Genomic DNA, 20,573 nt, shown 5'->3' on the forward strand with positions numbered 1-20,573 from the left:
GATCAGCCGATGCGCCCGGATTTGCGCACGATCAGCATCGCCAGTTCCAGCGATTGCTCGTAATTGAGGCGAGGATCGACCATCGACTTGTAGGCACGCTGCAGATCGGCCTCGCTCAAGTCACGTGCGCCGCCCATGCATTCGGTGACATCCTCTCCCGTCAGTTCCAGATGCACGCCGCCAAGGTGGGTGCCCGCGGCAGCATGGATATCGAATGCTTGGTCCAACTCGCTGCGAATGTTGTCGAAGCGGCGAGTCTTGTAACCGTTGGACGTGCTTTCGGTGTTGCCGTGCATGGGATCGGCCACCCACAGCACGCGGCGTCCTGTGTGTTTCACGGCATCGAGCAGCGGCGGCAGCTTCTCGGCAATTTGCGCGTGACCCATACGGTGGATCAGCGTGAGGCGGCCGGGCTCATCTTCAGGATTCAATGCATCGATGAGCGGCAGCAATTGCTCGGGCGTGACCGACGGGCCGACTTTCACGGCGATCGGATTGCGAATGCCGCGGAAATATTCCACATGCGCGCCATCGAGAGCGGCAGTGCGCATGCCGATCCATGGGAAATGCGTGGACAGATTGAACCAGCCGCGATGACGCGGCACTTGGCGGGTGACTGCCTGCTCGTAGTGCAGCAACAGTGCCTCATGCGAGGTGAAAAAATCCACGCGTGTGAAGCCAGCGATGGGGCCGGCCAGGGTTTCCATGAAGCGTAGCGAATCGCCGATGCCCGTTACCATGCGGCGGTAATCGGCCGCCAACGGCGAGTGTTCCACCCAGGCGAGGTCCCAGTATTCGGGATGATGCAGATCGGCAAAGCCACCATCGATCAGCGCACGCACGAAATTCATGGTGAGTGCGGAATGCGCATGCGCGCGGATCAGGCGCTGCGGATCGGGACGGCGGGCTTCCGCAGTGAACTCAGGGCCATTGATCACATCACCACGGAAGCTGGGCAGCGTGATGCCATCGCGCGTCTCGGTATCCGCTGAGCGTGGCTTGGCGTACTGCCCGGCAAAGCGGCCCACTCGCAGCACCGGCTGCTTGAGGCCATGGACCAGCACCAAGCTCATCTGCAGCAGCACCTTGAGGCGATTGGAGATGATCGGGCTGGTGCAATCGGCAAAGCTTTCGGCGCAATCACCACCCTGCAAGAGAAAGCGCTGTCCTTCCTGCGCTTCCGCCAGCGCCTGTTTCAGCGCCAGCACTTCCCACGACGTGACTAGCGGAGGCAGATGCGATAACTCGCTGAGCGCGCGATTGAGTTCGGTCAGGTCTTCGTAGTGGGGCTGTTGCAGGGCCACATGCTGTTGCCAGGATGTGGGTGTCCAGTTCAATTGTTCGACAGAGCGTACGGTCTGACTCATAAGCGCAACCTCGGCGTAGCGCGCTGCAAGGCCGCGCGAATCGCCAGTATCGAGAGGAAAACGAACCACAACAAAGACCACAGGGGGATCGGCAGGCCCAGGATCGGCTGAATCTTGGCGCATTCGCCCGAGCCGGTGAACACCATTTTCAAGACCTTCGAAAAGGGGAAGGCATCGAACATGTAAGCCAGATTGGGGCCACATGCCGGTATCTGGTCTGGCGGCAACGACATGATCCACAGATGGCGCCCGGCGGTGACGATACCGAACAGAGCGCCAAGCAGTACCAGACCTGTGTAGAACCAACGTCCTCCCGCGCGCGGCCCGTGGATGGCGCCGATCAGAAAGAAAACCGCCATGATCATGAAGCCGATACGCTGGAAAATGCACAGCGGACAGGGCTCCAGGCCCCATTGATACTCGGCGAACAGCGCAAATCCGAGCAGGCCGACGCAGATCAGAAAGCCGACAAAGAAGCTGATGCGGTAGGACCAGCGGAAGGGGTTCATGAGGACCATGTCGTGTGGGTGGGGATGCTGACATTACCCGCTCCCCGTCACGCTGTCAGCAGGCGTTTGACGCGACCCTCCTAACGCACAAACCCCGCCTGGTTGCTCAGGCGGGGTTCGCATTTGGACGTCCAAACAGGGTTTGGAATTATTCGGCAGCCGCTTCGGTACGCGGGCGGTCCACCAGCTCGACATACGCCAGCGGAGCGTTGTCGCCCGGACGGAAGCCGCACTTGAGAATGCGCAGGTAGCCGCCGGGACGCTCGCGATAACGCGGCCCCAGCTCAACGAACAGCTTACCCACAGCCTGCTTGTCGCGCAGACGCGAGAAGGCAAGACGGCGGTTGGCCACGCTGTCAGTCTTGGCCAACGTGATCAGCGGTTCGGCGACACGGCGCAGTTCCTTCGCCTTGGGCAGGGTGGTACGGATCAGCTCGTGCTTGATCAGCGACGACGCCATGTTCTTGAACATTGCTTCGCGATGCGAGCTGGTGCGATTAAGTTTGCGTCCGGATTTTTGGTGGCGCATGGTGAATATCTCTTAGTGTCTGTTGTTATGAAAAGCCGACCATTGTTTCGGCTTCCCGCGGTTGTCCGCTGTTAAAGCCCTTGGTGAAACGGGCTCTTTTAAGAGCGCGGTCATGAAGACCGCTTCGGATGCATGGCGTCAGCAAACCAACATGCGCCAAGCTTTTTTGCGGCGATCAAATAGGATCGCTAAAACTTCTTTTGCGCAGCCATGGAGGCTGTCTTTGTGTTGCGGCGGTCTAATGACCGCCTCGGATATCCGGCGAGGCGCTTTACACACTCGCCGATACCTGGTTGTTGGGGCGACCAAGATGATCGCCCGAACGAACCATCAACCCAGCTGCATGCCGTGCGACAAGCCCGGCGGCGGCCAGTTTTCCAACTTCATGCCAAGAGCGAGACCACGTACACCCAGGACATCCTTGATCTCGGTGAGCGACTTCTTGCCGAGGTTCGGGGTCTTGAGCAGCTCCACTTCGGTCTTCTGAACCAGATCGCCGATGTAGTAGATGCTCTCGGCTTTCAGGCAGTTTGCCGAGCGGACGGTAAGCTCCAAGTCGTCGATCGGACGCAGCAGCAGCGGATCGAAACCGCCCTTCTCCGCCTTGTCCGTCGCGCTCTCGCGGCGCGAGAAATCACCAAACACCGACAGCTGGTCGTTGAGGATTTCGGCGGCCTTGCGTACCGCGTCTTCCGCACCGATGGTGCCGTTCGTCTCGATGTCGAGGATCAGCTTATCGAGGTTGGTACGCTGCTCAACGCGAGCGGCATCCACTTCGTAAGCCACACGCAGCACCGGCGCGAACGAGGCGTCGAGCTGCAGGCGGCCGATCGGACGCGCCTCGTCATCTGGATGCTGACGTGAACTGGCCGGCTGATAGCCGACGCCACGACGCACCTTCAGACGCATGTTCAGCGTGATGTCCTTGGTAAGGTGGCAGATCACGTGTTCCGGATTGATGATCTCTACCGAGTGGTCGACGACGATGTCGCCAGCCGTGACCACGCCCTTGCCCTTTTTGGACAGGGTGAGGGTGACTTCATCACCCGTGTGTTGGCGAATGGCCACTTCCTTGAGGTTGAGCAGGACTTCAATGACGTCCTCCTGCAGACCTTCCAAAGTGGTGTACTCGTGCAGCACGCCATCGATTTCGACCTCGACGATGGCGCTGCCGGGAATCGATGAGAGCAGCACGCGACGCAACGCGTTGCCCAGGGTGTGGCCGAAACCGCGTTCAAGCGGCTCAACCACCACCTTGGCGCGATTCGGTCCGAGCTGTTCAACGCTGAGGCCACGAGGCCGCAGTACGCTGGTTGACGAAACTGCCATGCAGGGCTCCGGTTGATTACTTCGAATAAAGCTCGACGATCAGCGCTTCGTTGATGTCGGTCGGCAGATCTCCACGATCCGGAACCGACTTGAACGTGCCGGCGAACTTCTTGGCGTCCACTTCAATCCACTGCGGGCGCAGGTCCATCGTGTCAAACACGGTGGCGGCTTCCTGCACGCGCAACTGGTTGCGCGCGCGCTCGGTCAGTGCGATTTCATCGCCCGGGCGCACCTGGTAGGACGGAATGTTGACCTTCTTGCCATTCACCAGCACCGCCTTGTGCGACACAAGCTGGCGAGCCTGGGCGCGGGTAACCGCGAAACCCATGCGGTAGACGACATTGTCCAAGCGGCTCTCAAGCAGACGTAGCAGGTTCTCACCTGTATTGCCCTTGAGGGTCGACGCTTTGGTGTAGTAGTTGCTGAACTGGCGCTCAAGCACACCGTAGATGCGCTTGACCTTCTGCTTCTCACGCAGCTGTACGGCGTAATCGGACATGCGCATGCGCTTGTTGGCGCCATGCTGGCCGGGCTTATTCTCAAGCTTGCACTTGGAATCGATAGCGCGCGCAGGACTCTTAAGGCTCAGATCCGAACCTTCGCGACGCGCCAGTTTACAGGTAGCTCCACGATAACGTGCCATGGTTGTGCTCCTTAGACGCGACGCTTCTTGGGGGGACGGCAGCCGTTATGCGGAATCGGCGTGACATCGATAATGTTCAGAACCTTGTAGCCGAGCGCGTTCAGCGAACGCACCGCGGACTCGCGGCCCGGGCCCGGGCCCTTGATTCGCACTTCCACCGTCTTCACGCCGTACTCGCCAGCGGCGCGCCCAGCCTTTTCGGCGGCGACCTGGGCAGCGAACGGGGTGGACTTACGCGAACCACGGAAACCCGCGCCACCAGCGGTCGCCCACGAGAGCGCATTGCCCTGGCGATCGGTGATGGTGACGATGGTGTTGTTGAAGGAGGCCTGCACGTGAGCCACCGCATCGGTGACAACACGCTTGACTTTCTTCTTGGTCTTAACTGCTGGCTTTGCCATGACTTATTCCAATTATTTCTTGATCGCGCGACGCGGGCCCTTGCGGGTGCGCGCATTGGTACGCGTGCGCTGGCCGCGCACCGGCAGACCGCGGCGATGGCGCAGGCCGCGGTAGCAACCCAGATCCATCAGACGCTTGATGGCAATGCCGACTTCGCGGCGCAGATCGCCTTCCACAACATACTTGGCGATTTCGTGGCGAATCTTCTCCACCTCGCCTTCGCTTAGCGACTTGATCTGAACGTTCGGGTTTACACCCGCGTCCGTGCAGACCTTCTTGGCCCGGCTGCGGCCGATCCCATAGATGCTCTGCAGGCCAACCCAGACGTGTTTCTGGACCGGCAAATTGACACCCGCAATGCGCGCCATGATGTACTTTCTCCGATGCTTTCTTGCGCGGTAAACGCGCAATTCTAACCTTAATCAAACTGTCAGGAAAGTCCTGCGGCACTTGCGCACCGCCGCCTTTCCACCGGGACCCACCCTACGCCTCAGCCGCGGCGCAGATTGGCCTTCTTGAGCAAACCTTCATACTGGTGACTGACCAAATGCGCCTGTACCTGCGCGGTAAAGTCCATCACCACCACCACCACGATCAGCAGCGAGGTACCGCCGAAGTAGAACGGAACGTGCCAAGCGTTCTGCATGAACGTTGGCACCAGGCAAACCAGCACCAGATAGATGGCGCCGACGCCGGTCAAACGAGTCATTACTGAATCGATGTAATCCGCCGTCGAACGACCCGGACGGATACCCGGTATCAAAGCGCCAGAGCGCTTCAGGTTGTCCGCTGTATCTTGCGAGTTGAAAACGATCGCCGTGTAGAAGAAGGCGAACGTAATCACCAGAACTGCATAAATGATGTCGTAGAGCGGCTCACCAGGAGTCAGCGCCTGCACCAAATCCTGCAGCCAGCGGGACTGATGACTAGCGTTGCCCCAGGTAGCAGCCATCGCCGGGAACATCAGGATACTGTTCGCGAAGATAGGTGGAATCACACCCGACATATTGATCTTGAGCGGCAAGTGCGAGGTCTGGTTCATGTACGAGCGTTGCCCGCCCGACCGTCGCGCATAGTTCACGGTAATGCGACGCTGCGCACGCTCCATGAACACCACAAAGGCCGTCACCACCAGCACCAATGCAACCACCATGATCAGCTTGATCGTGCTTAGCTCTCCGTTGCTCGACATCGACAACGTATGTGCTACCGCATTGGGCAGACCCGCCACGATACCTGCAAAAATCAGCAGCGAAATACCGTTGCCGATACCCCGCTCGGTCATCTGCTCACCCAGCCACATAAGGAACAGCGAGCCAGCAGTCAAGCCAACTACGGACGACAGGATGAAACCAAAACCTGGCATGTAGACCACAGGCACTCCGCCGGCGGTCTGCTGCTTCATCAAGGCCACCGCAATACCGAAAGCCTGGAAGGCAGACAGGCCAACCGTGCCGATACGGGTATACATGGTCAGTTGACGCTGACCCGACTGCCCCTCTTTGCGCAGCGCCTGCAGGCTGGGAATAACCGACCCCATCATCTGCACCACGATCGAGGCGGAGATATATGGCACTACGCCCAGCGCAAAAACCGAGAAACGACCCAGCGAACCACCCGAGAACATGTTGAACATGTCCAGGATGCCGCCACTCTGACCAATCAGATTAGCCATGGCGTCCGGGTTGACACCGGGCACCGGGATAAATGAGCCGAGGCGAAACACGATCAGCGCACCGATCACAAAGAAGATGCGCTGACGCAGCTCGGTCAACTTGCCGAGCGATCCGACCGATGGACCCTTGGCTGCAGCCACGAGTTACTCCACGCTGCCGCCGGCAGCTTCGATGGCAGCCTTGGCGCCAACCGTTGCCAGCAAGCCCGACAGCTTCACCGCACGGCCAATCTCGCCTTTCGCAACGACCTTGACTTTCTTAGCGCGGCTGTCAATCAAGCCAGCCTGATGCAGCACGACCGCATCGATCACATTAGCCTTCAGGCCTGCGAGCTGGTACAGAAAGACCTGCTGACTCTCGGCCTTCTTCTTCGAGCGGAAACCCACCTTCGGCAGGCGACGCTGCAACGGCATCTGGCCACCCTCGAAACCTAGGCGATGAGTGCGACCGGTGCGAGCATGCTGACCCTTGTGGCCGCGGCCAGCAGTCTTGCCGAGGCCCGAACCAATGCCGCGACCAACGCGCAGACGCGTCTTACGCGAACCAGCAGCCGGCTTAATGTCATTCAGACGCATGATGCTTACTCCTCAACCCGCACCAGGTAGTAAACCGTGTTGATCAGGCCGCGGACTTGCGGGCTGTCCCTCAATTCACGGACGTCGTTCGTCTTGTTCAGGCCCAAAGCCTTCACGCTCAAGCGGTGGCGAGCCTGTACACCGCGCAGGCCCTTCACCAGGCGCACACGAATGGTTTTTTCGGTATTAGCCATTGCCCAGCACCTCTTCCACGGTCTTGCCGCGCTTGGCAGCAATCTGCTTCGGCGAAGCGACAGCCTGCAGACCCTTGATGGTGGCGCGCACCAGATTGATCGGATTGCGCGATCCAACGGCCTTTGCCAGCACGTTCTTCACACCGACCACTTCCAACACGGCACGCATGGCACCACCAGCGATCACGCCAGTACCTTCGGAAGCCGGCTGCATGTACACGCGCGCGGCGCCATGGTTGGCCTTGATGGCATACCAAAGCGTGCCGTTGTTCAGATCGATGCTCACCATGTTGCGGCGAGCACGATCCATAGCCTTGGAAATGGCTACCGGCACTTCACGCGCCTTGCCATAGCCGAAGCCGACCTTGCCCTCGCCGTCGCCAACCACGGTCAGCGCGGTAAAGCTCATCTGACGGCCGCCCTTCACGGTCTTGGCCACGCGGTTGACGGCGATCAGCTTTTCGAGCAGGCCGTCTGTGTTTTCGCGATCAGTAGAAGACATTTATCTTTTTTCCGTATGCCCGGACCATCCGGGACTTTTACTTGCGGCTGGGCCGCTTGGAGTTGTTGTTGTTACTGCTTAGAACTTGAGGCCGGCTTCGCGAGCGGCATCGGCGAGCGCCTTGATGCGACCGTGATAGCGGAAACCGGAGCGGTCGAACGCCACACTTTCGATACCAGCTGCCTTGGCGCGTTCGGCAATCGCCTTGCCTACAGCAGCAGCAGCTTCGATGTTCTTGGTGCCCTTCAGGCCCTCGGCTACCGACTTTTGTACGGTAGAGGCGGCCGCCACGACGTTCACGCCCGAAGCGTCAAACACCTGGGCATAAAGGTGCTGGCCAGTGCGATGCACGGACAGGCGGGCCACACCGAGCTTGCGAATGTGGGAACGTGTGGACTTAGCGCGACGCAGGCGAGCTTCTTTCTTATTCATCGTGTGTCTCCAGGAAACGGATCGGCTATTTAGCGGAGCAACCCGCCATTAGGCCTTCTTGGCTTCCTTCAGGGTGATCTTCTCGCCTGCATAACGCACGCCTTTACCCTTATAGGGCTCCGGCGGACGATAGCCACGAATCTTGGCAGCGACCTCGCCGACCAGTTGCTTATCCGAACCCTTGATCAGGATTTCGGTTTGCGACGGGGTCTCGAGTGTGATGCCTTCCGGTGCATTGAACACGATCGGATGGGAGAAGCCGAGGCTCAGATTTAGCGCCTTGCCGGCCATCGAAGCGCGGTAACCCACGCCGACCAGCTCCAACTTACGCTCATAACCTTCGGAAACACCCTTGACCATGTTGGCCAGCAGCGCACGGACAGTTCCACCGAACTTGTCTTCTGCACCCTCGGCAACCTGGACGCTCACCACGCCGTTTTCGACGGACACAGAAGCACCCGGGAGCGCGTGAACCGACAAGGTGCCCTTCGGGCCTTTCACGGCAATGCTGTCGTCGGCAACCTTGAGCTCGACGCCCTTGGGCAGGGTAATGGGTTTCTTGGCAACACGAGACATCGGAAACTCCTTACGCGACCAGACCGATGACTTCGCCACCCACGCCCTTGGCGCGAGCCTGCGCGTCGGTCAGCAGACCGCCGGACGTCGAAATGATCGAAATGCCCAAGCCGCCGAGTACCTTCGGCAACTCGTCCTTGCCGCGGTATACACGTAGACCCGAACGGCTAACGCGCTCGATACGTTCGATCGCGGGACGGCCTTCGAAATACTTGAGCTTTATCTCGAGCACCGGCTTGCCCTCCGCTTCGGAGGTCTTGACGTCGAGGATGTAGCCCTCGTTCTTGAGAAGGTTGGCCAGCGCCACCTTCAGTTTCGACGACGGTACGCTGACAACCTGCTTGCCCGTAGCCTGGGCATTGCGGATGCGCGTAAACAGATCGGCGATGGGATCAGTCATGCTCATGAAAACATCCTTCAGAGTGCACCGATATCCGATAAAACCGGAGATCAATTCTAGATTGTGAGCCGATGGAAAGACCGGCCTGCGATGCGCAGACCGTCAATCATATCAGCTTTTTCCGGTTTTTGCGAATACTGATGCGACAAAGTAATCGTTACCCTGCCCCGTATTTCCCGAGGGAGATCAAGGTGGGCTTTTGGTAGATACCCTTAAGTGCCTGGCATCTTCCTATTTTTGGCGAGGCTGACCCTCACCGCAGCCCCTCCCCAGAAGGGAAAGGGCGGGATTATTGCGTTGGTTACCAGCTTGCCTTGCGCAAACCCGGCACATCACCGCGCATGGTGGCTTCGCGTAGCTTGTTACGGCCCAGGCCGAACTTGCGATACACACCACGCGGGCGACCGGATAATTCGCAGCGGTTGCGCAGACGGCTAGCGCTGGAATCCCGCGGCAGCTTCTGCAGCTTGGTCTGGGCGTCCATCTTCTCCTCATAGGAGGATTTGGGGTTCGCCACGATGGCCTTCAGTTCGGCGCGCTTGGCGGCGTACTTTTTGATGAGCTTGGACCGCTTGATATCGCGGTTAACCATGGAGGTTTTTGCCATAAATTTCTCGCGACTCTCTTAGTTGCGGAACGGGAAGCTGAAAGCCTCCAGCAGCGCCTTGGCTTCTTCGTCAGTCTTTGCCGTAGTGGTGATAGAGATATCCATACCACGCATGGCATCGACCGTGTCGAAGTCAATTTCCGGGAAGATGATCTGTTCCTTGATGCCGAAGTTGTAGTTACCACGGCCATCGAAGGCGCGTCCCGACACTCCACGGAAGTCGCGGACGCGGGGCAACGAGATGTTGATCAGGCGATCCAGAAATTCCCACATGGTCGCGCGGCGCAGCGTGACCTTGCAGCCGATCGGCCAACCATCGCGGATCTTGAACGAGGCCACGGAAACGCGCGCCTTGGTCGTGATCGGCTTCTGGCCGGCGATCTTGGCCATGTCGGCCACTGCGTTCTCGAGCACTTTCTTGTTGCCCGCAGCTTCGCCCACGCCCATGTTCAGCGTGATCTTGGTGATGCGGGGAACCTGCATCACATTCTGGTATCCGAAGCGCTCGGTGAGCTTCTGGATGACCTGTTCTTTGTAGAAGTTTTCAAGGCGCGTCATGTTCGTGTTCCTCACGCGTCCACGACCTCGCCGGACGAACGGTACACGCGGACCTTGCGCCCATCAGCGAGCGTTTTGGCACCGACGCGTTCACCCTTGTTCGTGGCGGGGTTGAACAGCTGCACATTGGAGATATGGATCGAGGCCTCACGCTCCACAATGCCGCCGGCCTGGCCAGCCTGCGGGTTGGGTTTGGTATGGCGCTTGACCAGATTGACGTTGGAGACGAACACACGGTCGCCATCAACGCGCAGCACGTCACCGCGCTGACCTTTGTTTTTGCCGGTGATCACGATGACTTGATCACCCTTGCGGATACGGTTCATGGTTCTTCTCCGCCTCAGAGCACTTCGGGTGCGAGCGAGACGATCTTCATGAACTTCTCGCCACGCAGCTCACGAGTCACGGGCCCAAAGATACGGGTACCGATCGGCTCGAGTTTGTTGTTGAGGAGCACGGCCGCATTACCGTCGAAACGGATCAGCGAACCGTCGGCGCGGCGCACGCCCTTGGCGGTACGAACCACCACGGCGTTGTAGACTTCGCCCTTCTTCACCTTGCCACGCGGGATGGCATCTTTCACGGTGACTTTGATCACATCACCGATTGCGGCGTAGCGGCGCTTGGAGCCGCCGAGCACCTTGATGCACATCAATTCCTTGGCGCCGCTGTTGTCGGCAGCAGAAAGCGTGCTTTGCATCTGGATCATGGCTGCACCCTCCCCTTACGCTTCGGCGCGCGTGACGATTTCGACCACGCGGTGATGTTTGGTCTTGGAAAGCGGACGGCATTCCGCGATGCGCACCACGTCGCCCTCATTTGCGCCGAGATCGTTCTGCGCGTGGAGCTTGGTGGAACGACGTACGATCTTACCGAGCAGCGGGTGCTGCACTTGGCGCTCGATCAGTACGGTGACCGTCTTTTCCATTTTGTTGCTGATCACGCGACCCTCGAGGGTGCGTACCTGTTTCTGGTTGTCGCTCATGTCGGCCGCCTCTTACTTCTTGCCGCCGAGCACGAACTTCGTGCGGGCGATATCACGCCGAACACGGCGCAGTTGATGCGGCTGGCTGAGCTGACCGGTGCCCTTCTGCATGCGCAGATTGAACTGCTCCTTGCGCAGGTCCAGCAGGTGCTGCTTCAGCTCTTCGGCCGACTTGGTGGTTAGGTCTTTGATGTCCATTACATCACCGCCCTGGTCACAAACTGGGTCTGCACCGACAACTTGGCAGCGGCCAGGCGGAACGCCTCACGCGCGGTAGCCTCGTCGACACCCTCGATTTCATAAAGCATGCGGCCCGGCTGGATCGGTGCGACCCAGAACTCCACGCCACCCTTACCGGCGCCCATTCGGACTTCGATTGGCTTCTTGGTGATCGGCTTGTCGGGGAACACGCGGATCCACAACTTGCCGCCGCGCTTCACAAAACGCGTGATGCAACGACGAGCCGCTTCGATCTGACGCGCGGTCAGTGCCCCGTGCGTGGTGGCTTTGAGGCCATACTCGCCAAAGCTGACGAGATTGGCACTGAAAGCCAAGCCGTCATTGCGGCCCTTGAATTGCTTGCGGTATTTGGTTCGCTTGGGTTGCAACATGGCAACTCTCCTTACTTCGCAGTCCGCTCGCGACGGCCTTCACCGCCCTCGCGATCGCGACGCCCTTCACGACGCCCTTCGCCACCCTCGCGCTCACGGCGCGGTTGAGCGGCCTGCTCTTCCTTCGGCTCCTGGCCGATCTGGGACAGGTCGAAGATTTCGCCCTTGTAGATCCAAATCTTGATGCCGATGATGCCGTAGGTAGTCTTCGCTTCGGCGGTGCCGTAATCGATGTCCGCACGCAAGGTATGCAGCGGCACACGACCTTCACGGCTCCACTCAGAGCGCGCAATCTCGGCACCGTTCAGACGGCCGGAGACATTGATCTTGATGCCCAGTGCGCCCAGACGCATCGCATTGCCCACAGCACGCTTCATGGCGCGACGGAACATGATGCGGCGCTCAAGCTGCTGCGCGATCGACTCGGCTACCAACTGTGCATCGAGTTCTGGCTTGCGCACTTCGTTGACATTGATGTGCGCCGGAACGCCCATCATGTCGCTGACTTCCTTGCGCAGCTTTTCGATGTCTTCACCCTTCTTGCCGATCACCACGCCCGGACGGGCGGTGTGGATCGTCACGCGAGCGGTCTTGGCTGGGCGCTCGATCTGAATCTTCGAGATACCAGCAGCGGCCAGCTTCTTGCGCAGCATTTCGCGGACCTTGAGGTCGGCAGCGAGATACTGGGCGTATTCGCCCTTATTGGCGTACCACTTCGAGTTCCAGTCCTTGGCGATGCCGAGGCGGATACCGGTGGGATGAACTTTATGACCCATCGTCTACGTCCTCTCAGTTACCAACGACCACAGTGATGTGGCTGGTGCGCTTCAGGATGCGCGAACCGCGACCCTTGGCGCGGGCATACATACGCTTCATCGCCGGACCTTCGTCCACGAAGATGCGCGAGACCTTCAGCTCGTCGACATCGGCGCCGAGGTTGTTCTCAGCATTGGCGACGGCCGACAGCAGCACCTTGCGAACAATGTGCGCGGCCTTCTTGTTGGTGAACTGGAGCACGTCGCTGGCACGGCCCACGGGCATACCGCGGACCAGGTCAGCCACCAGGCGTGCCTTCTGCGCTGAAATGCGAGCGCTGCGCAGGATCGCTTTGGCTTCGGTGCTCATCACTTGCCCTTCTTATCGCCGCCATGGCCCTTGAAGGTACGCGTCACCGCGAACTCGCCGAGCTTGTGCCCGACCATGTTCTCGTTGACTAGTACCGGTACGTGCTGGCGACCGTTGTGGATGGCGATGGTCAATCCAACCATTTCTGGCAGGATCATGGAGCGACGCGACCAGGTCTTGATCGGGCGCTTGGAGTTGGTGGAAACCGCAGTTTCCACTTTCTTGATGAGGTGAAGGTCGACAAAGGGACCTTTCTTCAAAGAACGCGGCATGACGGTTTCCTATTACTTGCGACGACGCACGATGAACTGCTGCGTGCGCTTGTTGTTACGGGTCTTGTAGCCCTTGGTCGGCGTGCCCCACGGACTGACCGGGTGACGGCCGCCGGAGGTACGGCCTTCACCACCGCCGTGCGGGTGGTCAACCGGGTTCATCACCACGCCGCGAACGGTCGGGCGGATGCCCTTCCAGCGGGTGGCCCCGGCCTTGCCCAGCTTGCGCAGGCTATGCTCGGAGTTACCCACTTCACCGATGGTGGCGCGACAGTCGACCGGCACTTTGCGCATTTCACCGGAGCGCAGACGCAGGGTCGCGTAACCGGATTCGCGTGCGATCAGCTGCACCGAAGCGCCGGCCGAACGAGCAATCTGCGCGCCTTTGCCGGGCTTCATTTCCACGCAATGCACCGTCGAACCGACCGGGATATTGCGCAGCGGCAGGCTATTACCCACCTTGATCGGCGCATCGTGACCAGAGACCACGCGATCACCCACCGCCACGCCAGCCGGCGCGATGATGTAGCGACGCTCGCCATCGGCGTAGCACAGCAGCGCGATGTGCGCCGTACGGTTCGGATCGTATTCCAGGCGCTCGACCTTGGCGGCAATGCCTTCCTTGTCGCGCTTGAAGTCGATGATGCGGTACGCCTGTTTGTGACCACCGCCGCGATGACGCGTAGTGATGCGACCAAAATGGTTACGACCACCCGTCTTGTTCTGACTCTCGGTCAGCGGCGCGTACGGTGCACCCTTATGCAGCCCCTCGGTGCGGACGCTGACGGCGTCACGACGACCCGGCGAGGTTGGCTTGTGATTGATTAGTGCCATCTGTCAGAACTCCTGGCTTAGGCCTTGGCCGACACGTCGATCGTCTGGCCTTCGGCAAGACGGACGTACGCCTTGCGCTTGCCCTGACGGTTGCCCGCGCGGAAACGGAAGGACTTAGTCTTGCCCTTGGCATTGACGAGGTTCACCTGCTCGACCTTAACGTCGAACATCTTCTCGACAGCTGCCTGGACGTCAGCCTTGGTTGCCTCGGGAGCAACCACGAAAACGTACTGGTTATGCTCGGCCAGACGGGCCGCCTTCTCGGAAATGTGCGGCGCGCGCAGCGTATTCAGAATGCGTTCGTTGCTCATGCCAGCCACTCCTCGACCTTCTTGACCGCTTCGATGGTCATCACCACGTAGTCGGAACCGACGAGGCTGACCGGGTTCAGCGCGAGCACATCCAAAACATGCAAATAGGGGATGTTGCGCGAAGCCAGGTACAACGCTTCGTTCGCGTCCTCCGACACCAGCAGCACGCGACCGGACACTTCGAGCTCGGCCATCTTGGCGATCATCGTCTTGGTCTTCGGGGCGTCGATGCCGAAGCCCTCGACCACCTTCAGACGACCCTGACGATTCAGCTCTGACAAAATGGAGCGGATCGCCACACGATAGGCCTTACGGTTGACCTTCTGCTCGTAGCTGCGGGGCTTGGCCGCGAAAGTGACACCGCCGCCCACGAAAATCGGAGCGCGATAGTCACCGTGACGGGCGCCGCCGCCCTTCTGCTTCTTAAACTTCTTGGTGGTGCCGGACACGTCGCTGCGCGAAAGCTGCGACTGCGTACCGGCGCGACCACCGGCCTGATAAGCCACCACGACCTGGTGGATCAGAGCCTGCTTGAACTCACCGCCGAACACTTCGTCCGACACGCTGAGCGGCTTGGCGCCAATAACATTCAGTTCCATGCCGTCTCTCCTCAACCTTTGGTGGTCGGACGGATGATGACGTCGCCACCGGTAGCACCCGGCACAGCGCCCTTCACCGCGATCAGGTGGCGCTCACCGTCGACCTTGACCACTTCCAGACCCTGCACGGTGCGATTGACTGCACCCATGTGGCCCGACATTTTCTTGCCCGGAAACACGCGACCCGGTGTCTGACGCTGGCCGATAGAACCCGGCGCGCGATGCGACAGCGAGTTACCGTGAGTGGCATCGCCCATCGTGAAGCCATGGCGCTTGATCGTGCCCTGGAAGCCCTTACCCTTGCTGACGCCAGCCACGTCGACGACCTGGCCGACCTGGAATACTTCGTCTGCCTTGATTTCGGCACCGACGGTATATTTACCGGCGTCGGCAGCATTCAGGCGGAACTCCCACAAACCACGACCCGGCTCAACCTTCGCCTTAGCGTAGTGGCCCTTTTCCGGGTGGGTCAGCAGACTGGCGCGCTTGACGCCTGCGGTGACCTGCACCGCACTGTAACCATCGTTATCTTCCGTCTTCACCTGTGTGACGCGGTTCGGGGTCGCCTCAATCAGCGTCACCGGAATCGAGCGTCCGTCTTCGGTAAAGAGTCGGCTCATGCCGCATTTGCGGCCAACCAGTCCGATACTCATGTTCGTATCCTGTCTATCGCTCAACCAAGCTTGATCTGAACGTCAACACCAGCGGCGAGATCGAGCTTCATGAGCGCGTCCACGGTCTTGTCGTTGGGATCGACGATGTCCAGCACGCGCTTATGGGTGCGGGTTTCGTACTGATCGCGAGCGTCTTTGTCGACGTGCGGCGACACCAGAATGGTGTAACGCTCGATCTTGGTCGGGAGCGGAATCGGACCGAGAACCGTAGCGCCGGTGCGCTTGGCCGTCTCGACGATTTCGCTGGCCGAACGGTCGATCAGACGATGATCGAACGCCTTGAGTCGAATGCGAATCTTTTGGTTCGCCATAACCGTGTCCTGTTATCTAAAGAACAAAACTGTGAATCGAAGTAGCTTCTCGCTACTTCGCACAACCCAAATTGCATTGCAGACCTTGCAGAAGACTTCCCAAATTCTTTTGACACCCGGAAGACTTCAAAACGCCGGGCAGGCCGTTTTGCGGCCTGCCCAGACAGATAGCGCATGCGGGAACTCCTTTTGGCGATAGGAACTAGATCCTAGGCCGGGAACCCGCAACATCCTTATTAGCGAACTCGAAGCACTTCCTGTACCTCATTTCGCGGTATGTCGCCAACATTTCCAGCGACGAGAACTTGGCGACTATAGCCTACTTACAGACATATGACAAGCGTCGAAGAACACCACCTGCGCAGCAGGCGGTTGTCTTCTATTTCATTACTTGGTGATCTTGGCCACGACGCCAGCACCCACCGTGCGGCCACCTTCGCGGATCGCGAAGCGCAGACCTTCGGTCATCGCGATCGGCGAGATCAGCGTGACCTTCATCTTCACGTTGTCGCCCGGCATCACCATCTCCACGCCTTCCGGCAACTCCACCGCACCGGTCACGTCCGTCGTACGGAAGTAGAACTGTGGACGGTAGCCCTTGAAGAACGGGGTATGACGGCCACCCTCTTCCTTCGACAGCACATACACCTCAGCCTCGAAGTCGGTGTGCGGGGTGATCGAACCCGGCTTGGCCAACACCTGACCACGCTCCACGTCTTCACGCTTCGTGCCGCGCAGCAGCAGACCCACGTTGTCGCCCGCCTGGCCCTGGTCCAGCAGCTTGCGGAACATTTCTACGCCCGTCACCGTGGTCTTCGTTGTCGGACGCAGACCCACGATTTCCACTTCGTCACCGACCTTGATGATGCCTGTCTCCACACGACCGGTCACCACCGTGCCGCGGCCAGAGATCGAGAACACGTCTTCCACCGGCATCAGGAACGCCTTGTCCAGCACGCGCACCGGCTCAGGGATGTAGCTGTCCAGCGCATCCACCAGCGCAATGATCGCCGGCACGCCGATGTCCGACTGGTCGCCTTCCAGCGCCAGCTTGGCCGAACCCTTGATGATCGGGGTGTCGTCGCCCGGGAATTCGTACTTGCTGAGCAGTTCGCGTACTTCCATCTCCACCAGCTCGAGCAGTTCAGCGTCGTCCACCATGTCGGCCTTGTTCAGGAACACGACGATGTACGGTACGCCCACCTGACGGCTCAGCAGAATGTGTTCGCGCGTCTGCGGCATCGGGCCGTCCGCGGCCGAGCACACCAGGATCGCACCGTCCATCTGCGCTGCACCCGTGATCATGTTCTTCACGTAGTCGGCGTGGCCCGGGCAGTCCACATGCGCGTAGTGGCGGTTCGGCGATTCGTATTCCACGTGCGCCGTCGAGATCGTGATACCGCGCGCCTTCTCTTCCGGCGCCGCATCGATCTGGTCGTAGCCCTTGAACTCACCGCCAAAACGATCCGCTCCCACCTTCGTCAGCGCCGCCGTCAGCGTCGTCTTGCCGTGGTCCACGTGGCCAATCGTCCCCACGTTTACGTGCGGCTTGGTGCGTTCGAATTTACCCTTTGCCATGGTTTGAACCTCTGAAAAAGAACTGTGTTGTTTAGCGAAGACGGCCTTATCAGGCCTTCTTCATGACCTGTTCGGCGATATTGTTCGGCGCCGGCTCGTAATGATCGAATTCCATTGTGAAGGTGGCACGACCTTGCGTCTGAGAGCGAAGCGAGGTGGCGTAACCGAACATCTCGCCCAGCGGAATCATCGCATTGATGGTCTTGCCCGACGGTGTATCGTCAGAGCCCTGCAGCACACCACGACGCCGGCTTACGTCACCCATCACGTCGCCGAGGTAATCCTCCGGCGTCACGACTTCGACCTTCATGATCGGCTCCAGCAGGATCGGCTGCGACTGCTTCGCGCCTTCCTTGAAGAGCTCTCTGAACGCGCCATGGGCGGCGATCTTGAAGGCCATTTCCGACGAGTCAACGTCGTGGTACGAACCGAACACCAGCTTCGCCTTGACGCCCACCACCGGGAAGCCAGCAAGCTGACCGCTAGTGATGGATTCGCGCAAACCTTTTTCGACCGACGGGATGTATTCCTTCGGAACCACGCCGCCCGTAATATCGTTGACGAACAGAAAGTCGTTCTTTACGTCGGGGTTCTTACGATCCTCGTCGGTCATCTTTGAGAACTCGATGACCACGTGACCGTACTGACCCTTACCACCCGACTGCTTGGCGTGCTTGAAGTCCGCCTTGTATGCACCCTGGATGGTTTCGCGATAGGCCACCTGCGGCTTGCCAACATTGGCCTCCACATTGAACTCGCGACGCATGCGGTCGACGATGATGTCCAGATGCAGTTCGCCCATGCCAGCGATGATTGTCTGACCGGATTCCTCGTCGGTGCGCACGCGGAACGATGGATCTTCCGCAGCCAAACGGCTGAGTGCGATACCCATCTTTTCCTGGTCTGACTTGGTCTTTGGCTCGACGGCCATCGAGATCACTGGCTCTGGGAACGTCATGCGCTCGAGAGTGATGATGTGATCCTGCGAGCACAACGTGTCACCGGTGGTTACGTCCTTCAGGCCGACCGCAGCAGCGATGTCGCCTGCGCGAACCTCCTTGATTTCCTGACGCTCATTGGCGTGCATCTGCAGGATACGGCCGATGCGCTCTTTCTTCGACTTCACCGGGTTGTACACGGCGTCGCCAGCATTCAACGTGCCCGAGTAGACGCGGAAAAAGGTCAAAGAACCCACAAACGGATCGGTCATGATCTTGAACGCGAGCGAAGAGAACGGCGCATTATCATCTGCAGCGCGCATGTCTTCCTTTTCATTCTCGTCAATGCCTTTGACCGGCGGACGGTCGGCCGGCGATGGCAGCAACTGAATCACTGCGTCGAGCATGGCCTGCACGCCCTTGTTCTTGAAGGCGGTACCGCAGAACACGGGAATCAGCTTATTGGCGAGCGTGCCCGCACGAAGACCGCCAATGATGTCGTCCTCGGAGAGGTCACCCTCTTCCAGGTACTTATTCATCAGATCTTCGGAGGTTTCCGCCGCGGACTCGACCATGAAGTTGCGCGCATCGTCCGCTGCATCCTTCAAATTGGCCGGGATGTCCTTGTACTCGAATTTCATGCCCTGGGATTCCATATCCCAGTAGATCGCCTTCATCTTGACCAGGTCGATCACGCCCTCGAAATTGTCTTCGGCGCCGATCGGCACCTGCATCGGCACCGGATGGGCACCCAGGCGCGACTTCAACTGCTCCACTACCTTGCCGAAATTGGCACCGGTGCGGTCCATCTTGTTGACGAACGCGAGGCGCGGCACGTTGTACTTGTTAGCCTGACGCCACACCGTTTCGGACTGCGGTTGCACGCCACCGACGGCGCATAGCACGAACACCGCACCATCGAGCACTCGCAGTGAACGTTCCACTTCGATGGTGAAGTCTACGTGCCCTGGGGTGTCGATGATGTTGAAGCGGTGCTCAGGCAACGAACGATCCATTCCCTTCCAAAACGCCGTTGTTGCCGCCGACGTAATGGTGATGCCGCGCTCCTGCTCCTGCTCCATCCAATCCATCGTCGCTGCACCGTCATGCACCTCGCCAATCTTATGACTGACGCCGGTATAGAACAGGATTCGCTCCGTGGTCGTGGTCTTACCGGCATCGATGTGAGCCATGATGCCGAAGTTGCGATAGCGCTCGATGGGAGTGGTGCGTGCCACGGTACTAACCTCGAATCCGTACGATACTGCTTACCAGCGATAGTGCGAGAAGGCCTTGTTGGCTTCTGCCATGCGGTGCGTTTCCTCACGCTTCTTGATGGCGCCACCGCGATTTTCGGAGGCTTCCAGCAGCTCGGCAGCCAGCTTACGCGGCATAGACGTTTCGCCACGCTTGCGCGCTGCCTCAATCGCCCAGCGCATAGCCAAAGCCATACGACGCCCGGGGCGCACTTCAACGGGTACCTGGTAAGTAGCACCGCCAACGCGGCGAGACTTCACCTCGACCGCCGGGGCGATGTTGCCGAGAGCCTTTTCGACCAGTTGCACTGCCTCAGCATGCTTTTCGCCGATGTGATCCAGCGCGCCATATACGATGGATTCGGCCACAGACTTCTTGCCGCTCTTCATCACCATGTTGATGAAACGGGCGATGAGCTGGCTGCCGTGCTTGGGATCAGGCAGCACCAGACGGGCGGGATGGGAACCTTTACGCGACATAGTTACTGTCCTTCAATTAGCTCTTCGGGCGCTTGGCGCCGTACTTCGAACGACTCTGGCGGCGCTTAGTAACGCCCGCGCAGTCGAGACTGCCGCGCCTAATGACCTCGTAGCCGTTGGTCAGGCGCACCTTGGCAACCTTACGCAAGGCCGAGTTCGGCTTTTTGGGGGTAGTGGTGTAAACGCGCGTGCAGACGCCGCGACGCTGCGGGCTGCTTTGCAGGGCCGGCGAAGCGCTCTTATAGCTCTTCGGGCTGCGGGATTTGCGCACCAGCTGATTGACTGTCGTCATGCGAAGCT

Annotated in this window: 33 protein-coding genes; all 33 read right to left on the bottom strand. The window is 59.5% G+C overall.

Annotated features, from left to right (window positions below):
• Positions 1-2 precede the first annotated feature (2 nt).
• Positions 3-1,367 (bottom strand): class II 3-deoxy-7-phosphoheptulonate synthase, encoded by a 1,365-nt coding sequence (locus IEX75_RS03395; RefSeq protein ID WP_188792842.1) that lies wholly within the window; start codon positions 1,365-1,367, stop codon positions 3-5.
• Positions 1,364-1,876 (bottom strand): disulfide bond formation protein B, encoded by a 513-nt coding sequence (locus tag IEX75_RS03400; RefSeq protein WP_188792843.1) that lies wholly within the window; start codon positions 1,874-1,876, stop codon positions 1,364-1,366. The genes IEX75_RS03395 and IEX75_RS03400 overlap by 4 nt, the downstream gene beginning before the upstream one ends.
• A 148-nt stretch (positions 1,877-2,024) precedes the next feature.
• A complete protein-coding gene (gene rplQ, locus IEX75_RS03405) occupies positions 2,025-2,405 on the bottom strand; it encodes a 50S ribosomal protein L17 (protein ID WP_188792844.1) in 381 nt (126 codons plus the stop codon).
• A 330-nt stretch (positions 2,406-2,735) separates the two neighbouring features.
• A complete protein-coding gene (locus IEX75_RS03410) occupies positions 2,736-3,734 on the bottom strand; it encodes a DNA-directed RNA polymerase subunit alpha (protein WP_188792845.1) in 999 nt (332 codons plus the stop codon).
• A 16-nt stretch (positions 3,735-3,750) separates the two neighbouring features.
• Positions 3,751-4,377, bottom strand: a complete 627-nt coding sequence (gene rpsD, locus IEX75_RS03415) for a 30S ribosomal protein S4 (RefSeq protein WP_188792846.1) — start codon at positions 4,375-4,377, stop codon at positions 3,751-3,753.
• A gap of 11 nt (positions 4,378-4,388) precedes the next feature.
• Positions 4,389-4,778, bottom strand: a complete 390-nt coding sequence (gene rpsK / locus IEX75_RS03420; protein WP_126683159.1) for a 30S ribosomal protein S11 — start codon at positions 4,776-4,778, stop codon at positions 4,389-4,391.
• A 12-nt stretch (positions 4,779-4,790) separates the two neighbouring features.
• Positions 4,791-5,147, bottom strand: coding sequence for a 30S ribosomal protein S13 (rpsM, locus tag IEX75_RS03425; RefSeq protein WP_188792847.1), 357 nt, complete (start codon positions 5,145-5,147; stop codon positions 4,791-4,793).
• Positions 5,148-5,269: 122 nt separating this feature from the next.
• Positions 5,270-6,595 carry a preprotein translocase subunit SecY gene (gene secY / locus IEX75_RS03430; protein WP_188792848.1) on the bottom strand — a complete coding sequence of 442 codons (1,326 nt, stop codon included), beginning with the start codon at positions 6,593-6,595 and terminating at the stop codon, positions 5,270-5,272.
• A gap of 3 nt (positions 6,596-6,598) precedes the next feature.
• A complete protein-coding gene (gene rplO / locus IEX75_RS03435) occupies positions 6,599-7,030 on the bottom strand; it encodes a 50S ribosomal protein L15 (protein WP_188792849.1) in 432 nt (143 codons plus the stop codon).
• Positions 7,031-7,035: 5 nt separating this feature from the next.
• Positions 7,036-7,224: a 50S ribosomal protein L30 gene (rpmD, locus tag IEX75_RS03440; protein WP_188792850.1), complete on the bottom strand. Its 189-nt coding sequence runs from the start codon at positions 7,222-7,224 to the stop codon at positions 7,036-7,038.
• On the bottom strand, positions 7,217-7,726 hold the full coding sequence (gene rpsE / locus IEX75_RS03445) for a 30S ribosomal protein S5 (protein WP_188792851.1): 510 nt from the start codon (positions 7,724-7,726) through the stop codon (positions 7,217-7,219). The genes rpmD and rpsE overlap by 8 nt, the downstream gene beginning before the upstream one ends.
• A 78-nt stretch (positions 7,727-7,804) precedes the next feature.
• Positions 7,805-8,158 (bottom strand): 50S ribosomal protein L18, encoded by a 354-nt coding sequence (gene rplR, locus IEX75_RS03450; protein WP_188792852.1) that lies wholly within the window; start codon positions 8,156-8,158, stop codon positions 7,805-7,807.
• A gap of 48 nt (positions 8,159-8,206) precedes the next feature.
• The gene (gene rplF, locus IEX75_RS03455) at positions 8,207-8,734 is read right to left on the bottom strand and encodes a 50S ribosomal protein L6 (RefSeq protein ID WP_188792853.1); all 528 of its coding nucleotides are present in this window, start codon (positions 8,732-8,734) and stop codon (positions 8,207-8,209) included.
• Between the two features lie 10 nt (positions 8,735-8,744).
• Complete coding sequence (gene rpsH / locus IEX75_RS03460; protein WP_188792854.1) at positions 8,745-9,140, bottom strand: 30S ribosomal protein S8; 396 nt, start codon at positions 9,138-9,140, stop codon at positions 8,745-8,747.
• A gap of 295 nt (positions 9,141-9,435) precedes the next feature.
• Complete coding sequence (rpsN, locus tag IEX75_RS03465) at positions 9,436-9,741, bottom strand: 30S ribosomal protein S14 (RefSeq protein ID WP_188792855.1); 306 nt, start codon at positions 9,739-9,741, stop codon at positions 9,436-9,438.
• 18 nt (positions 9,742-9,759) lie between these two features.
• Positions 9,760-10,299, bottom strand: a complete 540-nt coding sequence (gene rplE / locus IEX75_RS03470) for a 50S ribosomal protein L5 (protein WP_188792856.1) — start codon at positions 10,297-10,299, stop codon at positions 9,760-9,762.
• 11 nt (positions 10,300-10,310) lie between these two features.
• Positions 10,311-10,625, bottom strand: a complete 315-nt coding sequence (rplX, locus tag IEX75_RS03475; RefSeq protein ID WP_188792857.1) for a 50S ribosomal protein L24 — start codon at positions 10,623-10,625, stop codon at positions 10,311-10,313.
• 14 nt (positions 10,626-10,639) lie between these two features.
• Entirely contained in the window at positions 10,640-11,008 is a 369-nt protein-coding gene (gene rplN, locus IEX75_RS03480; RefSeq protein WP_115477106.1) for a 50S ribosomal protein L14, read from the bottom strand.
• Positions 11,009-11,023: 15 nt separating this feature from the next.
• Entirely contained in the window at positions 11,024-11,284 is a 261-nt protein-coding gene (rpsQ, locus tag IEX75_RS03485; protein WP_126683171.1) for a 30S ribosomal protein S17, read from the bottom strand.
• Between the two features lie 12 nt (positions 11,285-11,296).
• Positions 11,297-11,482, bottom strand: a complete 186-nt coding sequence (gene rpmC / locus IEX75_RS03490) for a 50S ribosomal protein L29 (protein ID WP_188792858.1) — start codon at positions 11,480-11,482, stop codon at positions 11,297-11,299.
• Positions 11,482-11,895 (bottom strand): 50S ribosomal protein L16, encoded by a 414-nt coding sequence (gene rplP, locus IEX75_RS03495; RefSeq protein ID WP_126683172.1) that lies wholly within the window; start codon positions 11,893-11,895, stop codon positions 11,482-11,484. Before rplP ends, rpmC begins: the two co-directional genes overlap by 1 nt.
• 11 nt (positions 11,896-11,906) lie before the next feature.
• Positions 11,907-12,671, bottom strand: coding sequence for a 30S ribosomal protein S3 (rpsC, locus tag IEX75_RS03500; RefSeq protein WP_188792859.1), 765 nt, complete (start codon positions 12,669-12,671; stop codon positions 11,907-11,909).
• 13 nt (positions 12,672-12,684) lie between these two features.
• On the bottom strand, positions 12,685-13,020 hold the full coding sequence (gene rplV, locus IEX75_RS03505) for a 50S ribosomal protein L22 (RefSeq protein WP_074547432.1): 336 nt from the start codon (positions 13,018-13,020) through the stop codon (positions 12,685-12,687).
• The gene (gene rpsS / locus IEX75_RS03510) at positions 13,020-13,292 is read right to left on the bottom strand and encodes a 30S ribosomal protein S19 (RefSeq protein ID WP_188792860.1); all 273 of its coding nucleotides are present in this window, start codon (positions 13,290-13,292) and stop codon (positions 13,020-13,022) included. The genes rplV and rpsS overlap by 1 nt, the downstream gene beginning before the upstream one ends.
• Before the next feature lie 12 nt (positions 13,293-13,304).
• Complete coding sequence (gene rplB / locus IEX75_RS03515; RefSeq protein ID WP_188792861.1) at positions 13,305-14,126, bottom strand: 50S ribosomal protein L2; 822 nt, start codon at positions 14,124-14,126, stop codon at positions 13,305-13,307.
• Positions 14,127-14,143: 17 nt separating this feature from the next.
• Positions 14,144-14,437 carry a 50S ribosomal protein L23 gene (gene rplW, locus IEX75_RS03520; protein ID WP_188792862.1) on the bottom strand — a complete coding sequence of 98 codons (294 nt, stop codon included), beginning with the start codon at positions 14,435-14,437 and terminating at the stop codon, positions 14,144-14,146.
• The gene (rplD, locus tag IEX75_RS03525; protein ID WP_188792863.1) at positions 14,434-15,036 is read right to left on the bottom strand and encodes a 50S ribosomal protein L4; all 603 of its coding nucleotides are present in this window, start codon (positions 15,034-15,036) and stop codon (positions 14,434-14,436) included. The genes rplW and rplD overlap by 4 nt, the downstream gene beginning before the upstream one ends.
• An 11-nt stretch (positions 15,037-15,047) precedes the next feature.
• Entirely contained in the window at positions 15,048-15,689 is a 642-nt protein-coding gene (gene rplC / locus IEX75_RS03530; RefSeq protein ID WP_188792864.1) for a 50S ribosomal protein L3, read from the bottom strand.
• 20 nt (positions 15,690-15,709) lie between these two features.
• The gene (gene rpsJ, locus IEX75_RS03535) at positions 15,710-16,021 is read right to left on the bottom strand and encodes a 30S ribosomal protein S10 (RefSeq protein ID WP_014402136.1); all 312 of its coding nucleotides are present in this window, start codon (positions 16,019-16,021) and stop codon (positions 15,710-15,712) included.
• 387 nt (positions 16,022-16,408) lie between these two features.
• Entirely contained in the window at positions 16,409-17,599 is a 1,191-nt protein-coding gene (tuf, locus tag IEX75_RS03540) for an elongation factor Tu (protein ID WP_188792865.1), read from the bottom strand.
• A gap of 49 nt (positions 17,600-17,648) precedes the next feature.
• Complete coding sequence (fusA, locus tag IEX75_RS03545) at positions 17,649-19,775, bottom strand: elongation factor G (protein ID WP_188792866.1); 2,127 nt, start codon at positions 19,773-19,775, stop codon at positions 17,649-17,651.
• 30 nt (positions 19,776-19,805) lie between these two features.
• Complete coding sequence (gene rpsG, locus IEX75_RS03550) at positions 19,806-20,273, bottom strand: 30S ribosomal protein S7 (RefSeq protein ID WP_188792867.1); 468 nt, start codon at positions 20,271-20,273, stop codon at positions 19,806-19,808.
• Positions 20,274-20,289: 16 nt separating this feature from the next.
• A complete protein-coding gene (gene rpsL / locus IEX75_RS03555) occupies positions 20,290-20,565 on the bottom strand; it encodes a 30S ribosomal protein S12 (RefSeq protein ID WP_188792868.1) in 276 nt (91 codons plus the stop codon).
• Positions 20,566-20,573: the final 8 nt, after the last annotated feature.

The organism is Dyella nitratireducens (assembly GCF_014642835.1).
Lineage (GTDB): Bacteria > Pseudomonadota > Gammaproteobacteria > Xanthomonadales > Rhodanobacteraceae > Dyella_B > Dyella_B nitratireducens.

Excerpts from the sequence above, each read along its gene's own strand:
- IEX75_RS03395 (WP_188792842.1), bottom strand. The coding sequence starts at position 1,367 with ATGAGTCAGACCGTACGCTCTGTCGAACAATTGAACTGGACACCCACA.
- IEX75_RS03400 (WP_188792843.1), bottom strand. The coding sequence starts at position 1,876 with ATGAACCCCTTCCGCTGGTCCTACCGCATCAGCTTCTTTGTCGGCTTT.
- rplQ (WP_188792844.1), bottom strand. The coding sequence starts at position 2,405 with ATGCGCCACCAAAAATCCGGACGCAAACTTAATCGCACCAGCTCGCAT.
- IEX75_RS03410 (WP_188792845.1), bottom strand. The coding sequence starts at position 3,734 with ATGGCAGTTTCGTCAACCAGCGTACTGCGGCCTCGTGGCCTCAGCGTT.
- rpsD (WP_188792846.1), bottom strand. The coding sequence starts at position 4,377 with ATGGCACGTTATCGTGGAGCTACCTGTAAACTGGCGCGTCGCGAAGGT.
- rpsK (WP_126683159.1), bottom strand. The coding sequence starts at position 4,778 with ATGGCAAAGCCAGCAGTTAAGACCAAGAAGAAAGTCAAGCGTGTTGTC.
- rpsM (WP_188792847.1), bottom strand. The coding sequence starts at position 5,147 with ATGGCGCGCATTGCGGGTGTCAATTTGCCGGTCCAGAAACACGTCTGG.
- rplO (WP_188792849.1), bottom strand. The coding sequence starts at position 7,030 with ATGCGTCTGAATGACATTAAGCCGGCTGCTGGTTCGCGTAAGACGCGT.
- rpmD (WP_188792850.1), bottom strand. The coding sequence starts at position 7,224 with ATGGCTAATACCGAAAAAACCATTCGTGTGCGCCTGGTGAAGGGCCTG.
- rpsE (WP_188792851.1), bottom strand. The coding sequence starts at position 7,726 with ATGTCTTCTACTGATCGCGAAAACACAGACGGCCTGCTCGAAAAGCTG.
- rplR (WP_188792852.1), bottom strand. The coding sequence starts at position 8,158 with ATGAATAAGAAAGAAGCTCGCCTGCGTCGCGCTAAGTCCACACGTTCC.
- rplF (WP_188792853.1), bottom strand. The coding sequence starts at position 8,734 with ATGTCTCGTGTTGCCAAGAAACCCATTACCCTGCCCAAGGGCGTCGAG.
- rpsH (WP_188792854.1), bottom strand. The coding sequence starts at position 9,140 with ATGAGCATGACTGATCCCATCGCCGATCTGTTTACGCGCATCCGCAAT.
- rpsN (WP_188792855.1), bottom strand. The coding sequence starts at position 9,741 with ATGGCAAAAACCTCCATGGTTAACCGCGATATCAAGCGGTCCAAGCTC.
- rplE (WP_188792856.1), bottom strand. The coding sequence starts at position 10,299 with ATGACGCGCCTTGAAAACTTCTACAAAGAACAGGTCATCCAGAAGCTC.
- rplX (WP_188792857.1), bottom strand. The coding sequence starts at position 10,625 with ATGAACCGTATCCGCAAGGGTGATCAAGTCATCGTGATCACCGGCAAA.
- rplN (WP_115477106.1), bottom strand. The coding sequence starts at position 11,008 with ATGATCCAGATGCAAAGCACGCTTTCTGCTGCCGACAACAGCGGCGCC.
- rpsQ (WP_126683171.1), bottom strand. The coding sequence starts at position 11,284 with ATGAGCGACAACCAGAAACAGGTACGCACCCTCGAGGGTCGCGTGATC.
- rpmC (WP_188792858.1), bottom strand. The coding sequence starts at position 11,482 with ATGGACATCAAAGACCTAACCACCAAGTCGGCCGAAGAGCTGAAGCAG.
- rplP (WP_126683172.1), bottom strand. The coding sequence starts at position 11,895 with ATGTTGCAACCCAAGCGAACCAAATACCGCAAGCAATTCAAGGGCCGC.
- rpsC (WP_188792859.1), bottom strand. The coding sequence starts at position 12,671 with ATGGGTCATAAAGTTCATCCCACCGGTATCCGCCTCGGCATCGCCAAG.
- rplV (WP_074547432.1), bottom strand. The coding sequence starts at position 13,020 with ATGAGCACCGAAGCCAAAGCGATCCTGCGCAGCGCTCGCATTTCAGCG.
- rpsS (WP_188792860.1), bottom strand. The coding sequence starts at position 13,292 with ATGCCGCGTTCTTTGAAGAAAGGTCCCTTTGTCGACCTTCACCTCATC.
- rplB (WP_188792861.1), bottom strand. The coding sequence starts at position 14,126 with ATGGCACTAATCAATCACAAGCCAACCTCGCCGGGTCGTCGTGACGCC.
- rplW (WP_188792862.1), bottom strand. The coding sequence starts at position 14,437 with ATGAGCAACGAACGCATTCTGAATACGCTGCGCGCGCCGCACATTTCC.
- rplD (WP_188792863.1), bottom strand. The coding sequence starts at position 15,036 with ATGGAACTGAATGTTATTGGCGCCAAGCCGCTCAGCGTGTCGGACGAA.
- rplC (WP_188792864.1), bottom strand. The coding sequence starts at position 15,689 with ATGAGTATCGGACTGGTTGGCCGCAAATGCGGCATGAGCCGACTCTTT.
- rpsJ (WP_014402136.1), bottom strand. The coding sequence starts at position 16,021 with ATGGCGAACCAAAAGATTCGCATTCGACTCAAGGCGTTCGATCATCGT.
- tuf (WP_188792865.1), bottom strand. The coding sequence starts at position 17,599 with ATGGCAAAGGGTAAATTCGAACGCACCAAGCCGCACGTAAACGTGGGG.
- rpsG (WP_188792867.1), bottom strand. The coding sequence starts at position 20,273 with ATGTCGCGTAAAGGTTCCCATCCCGCCCGTCTGGTGCTGCCTGATCCC.
- rpsL (WP_188792868.1), bottom strand. The coding sequence starts at position 20,565 with ATGACGACAGTCAATCAGCTGGTGCGCAAATCCCGCAGCCCGAAGAGC.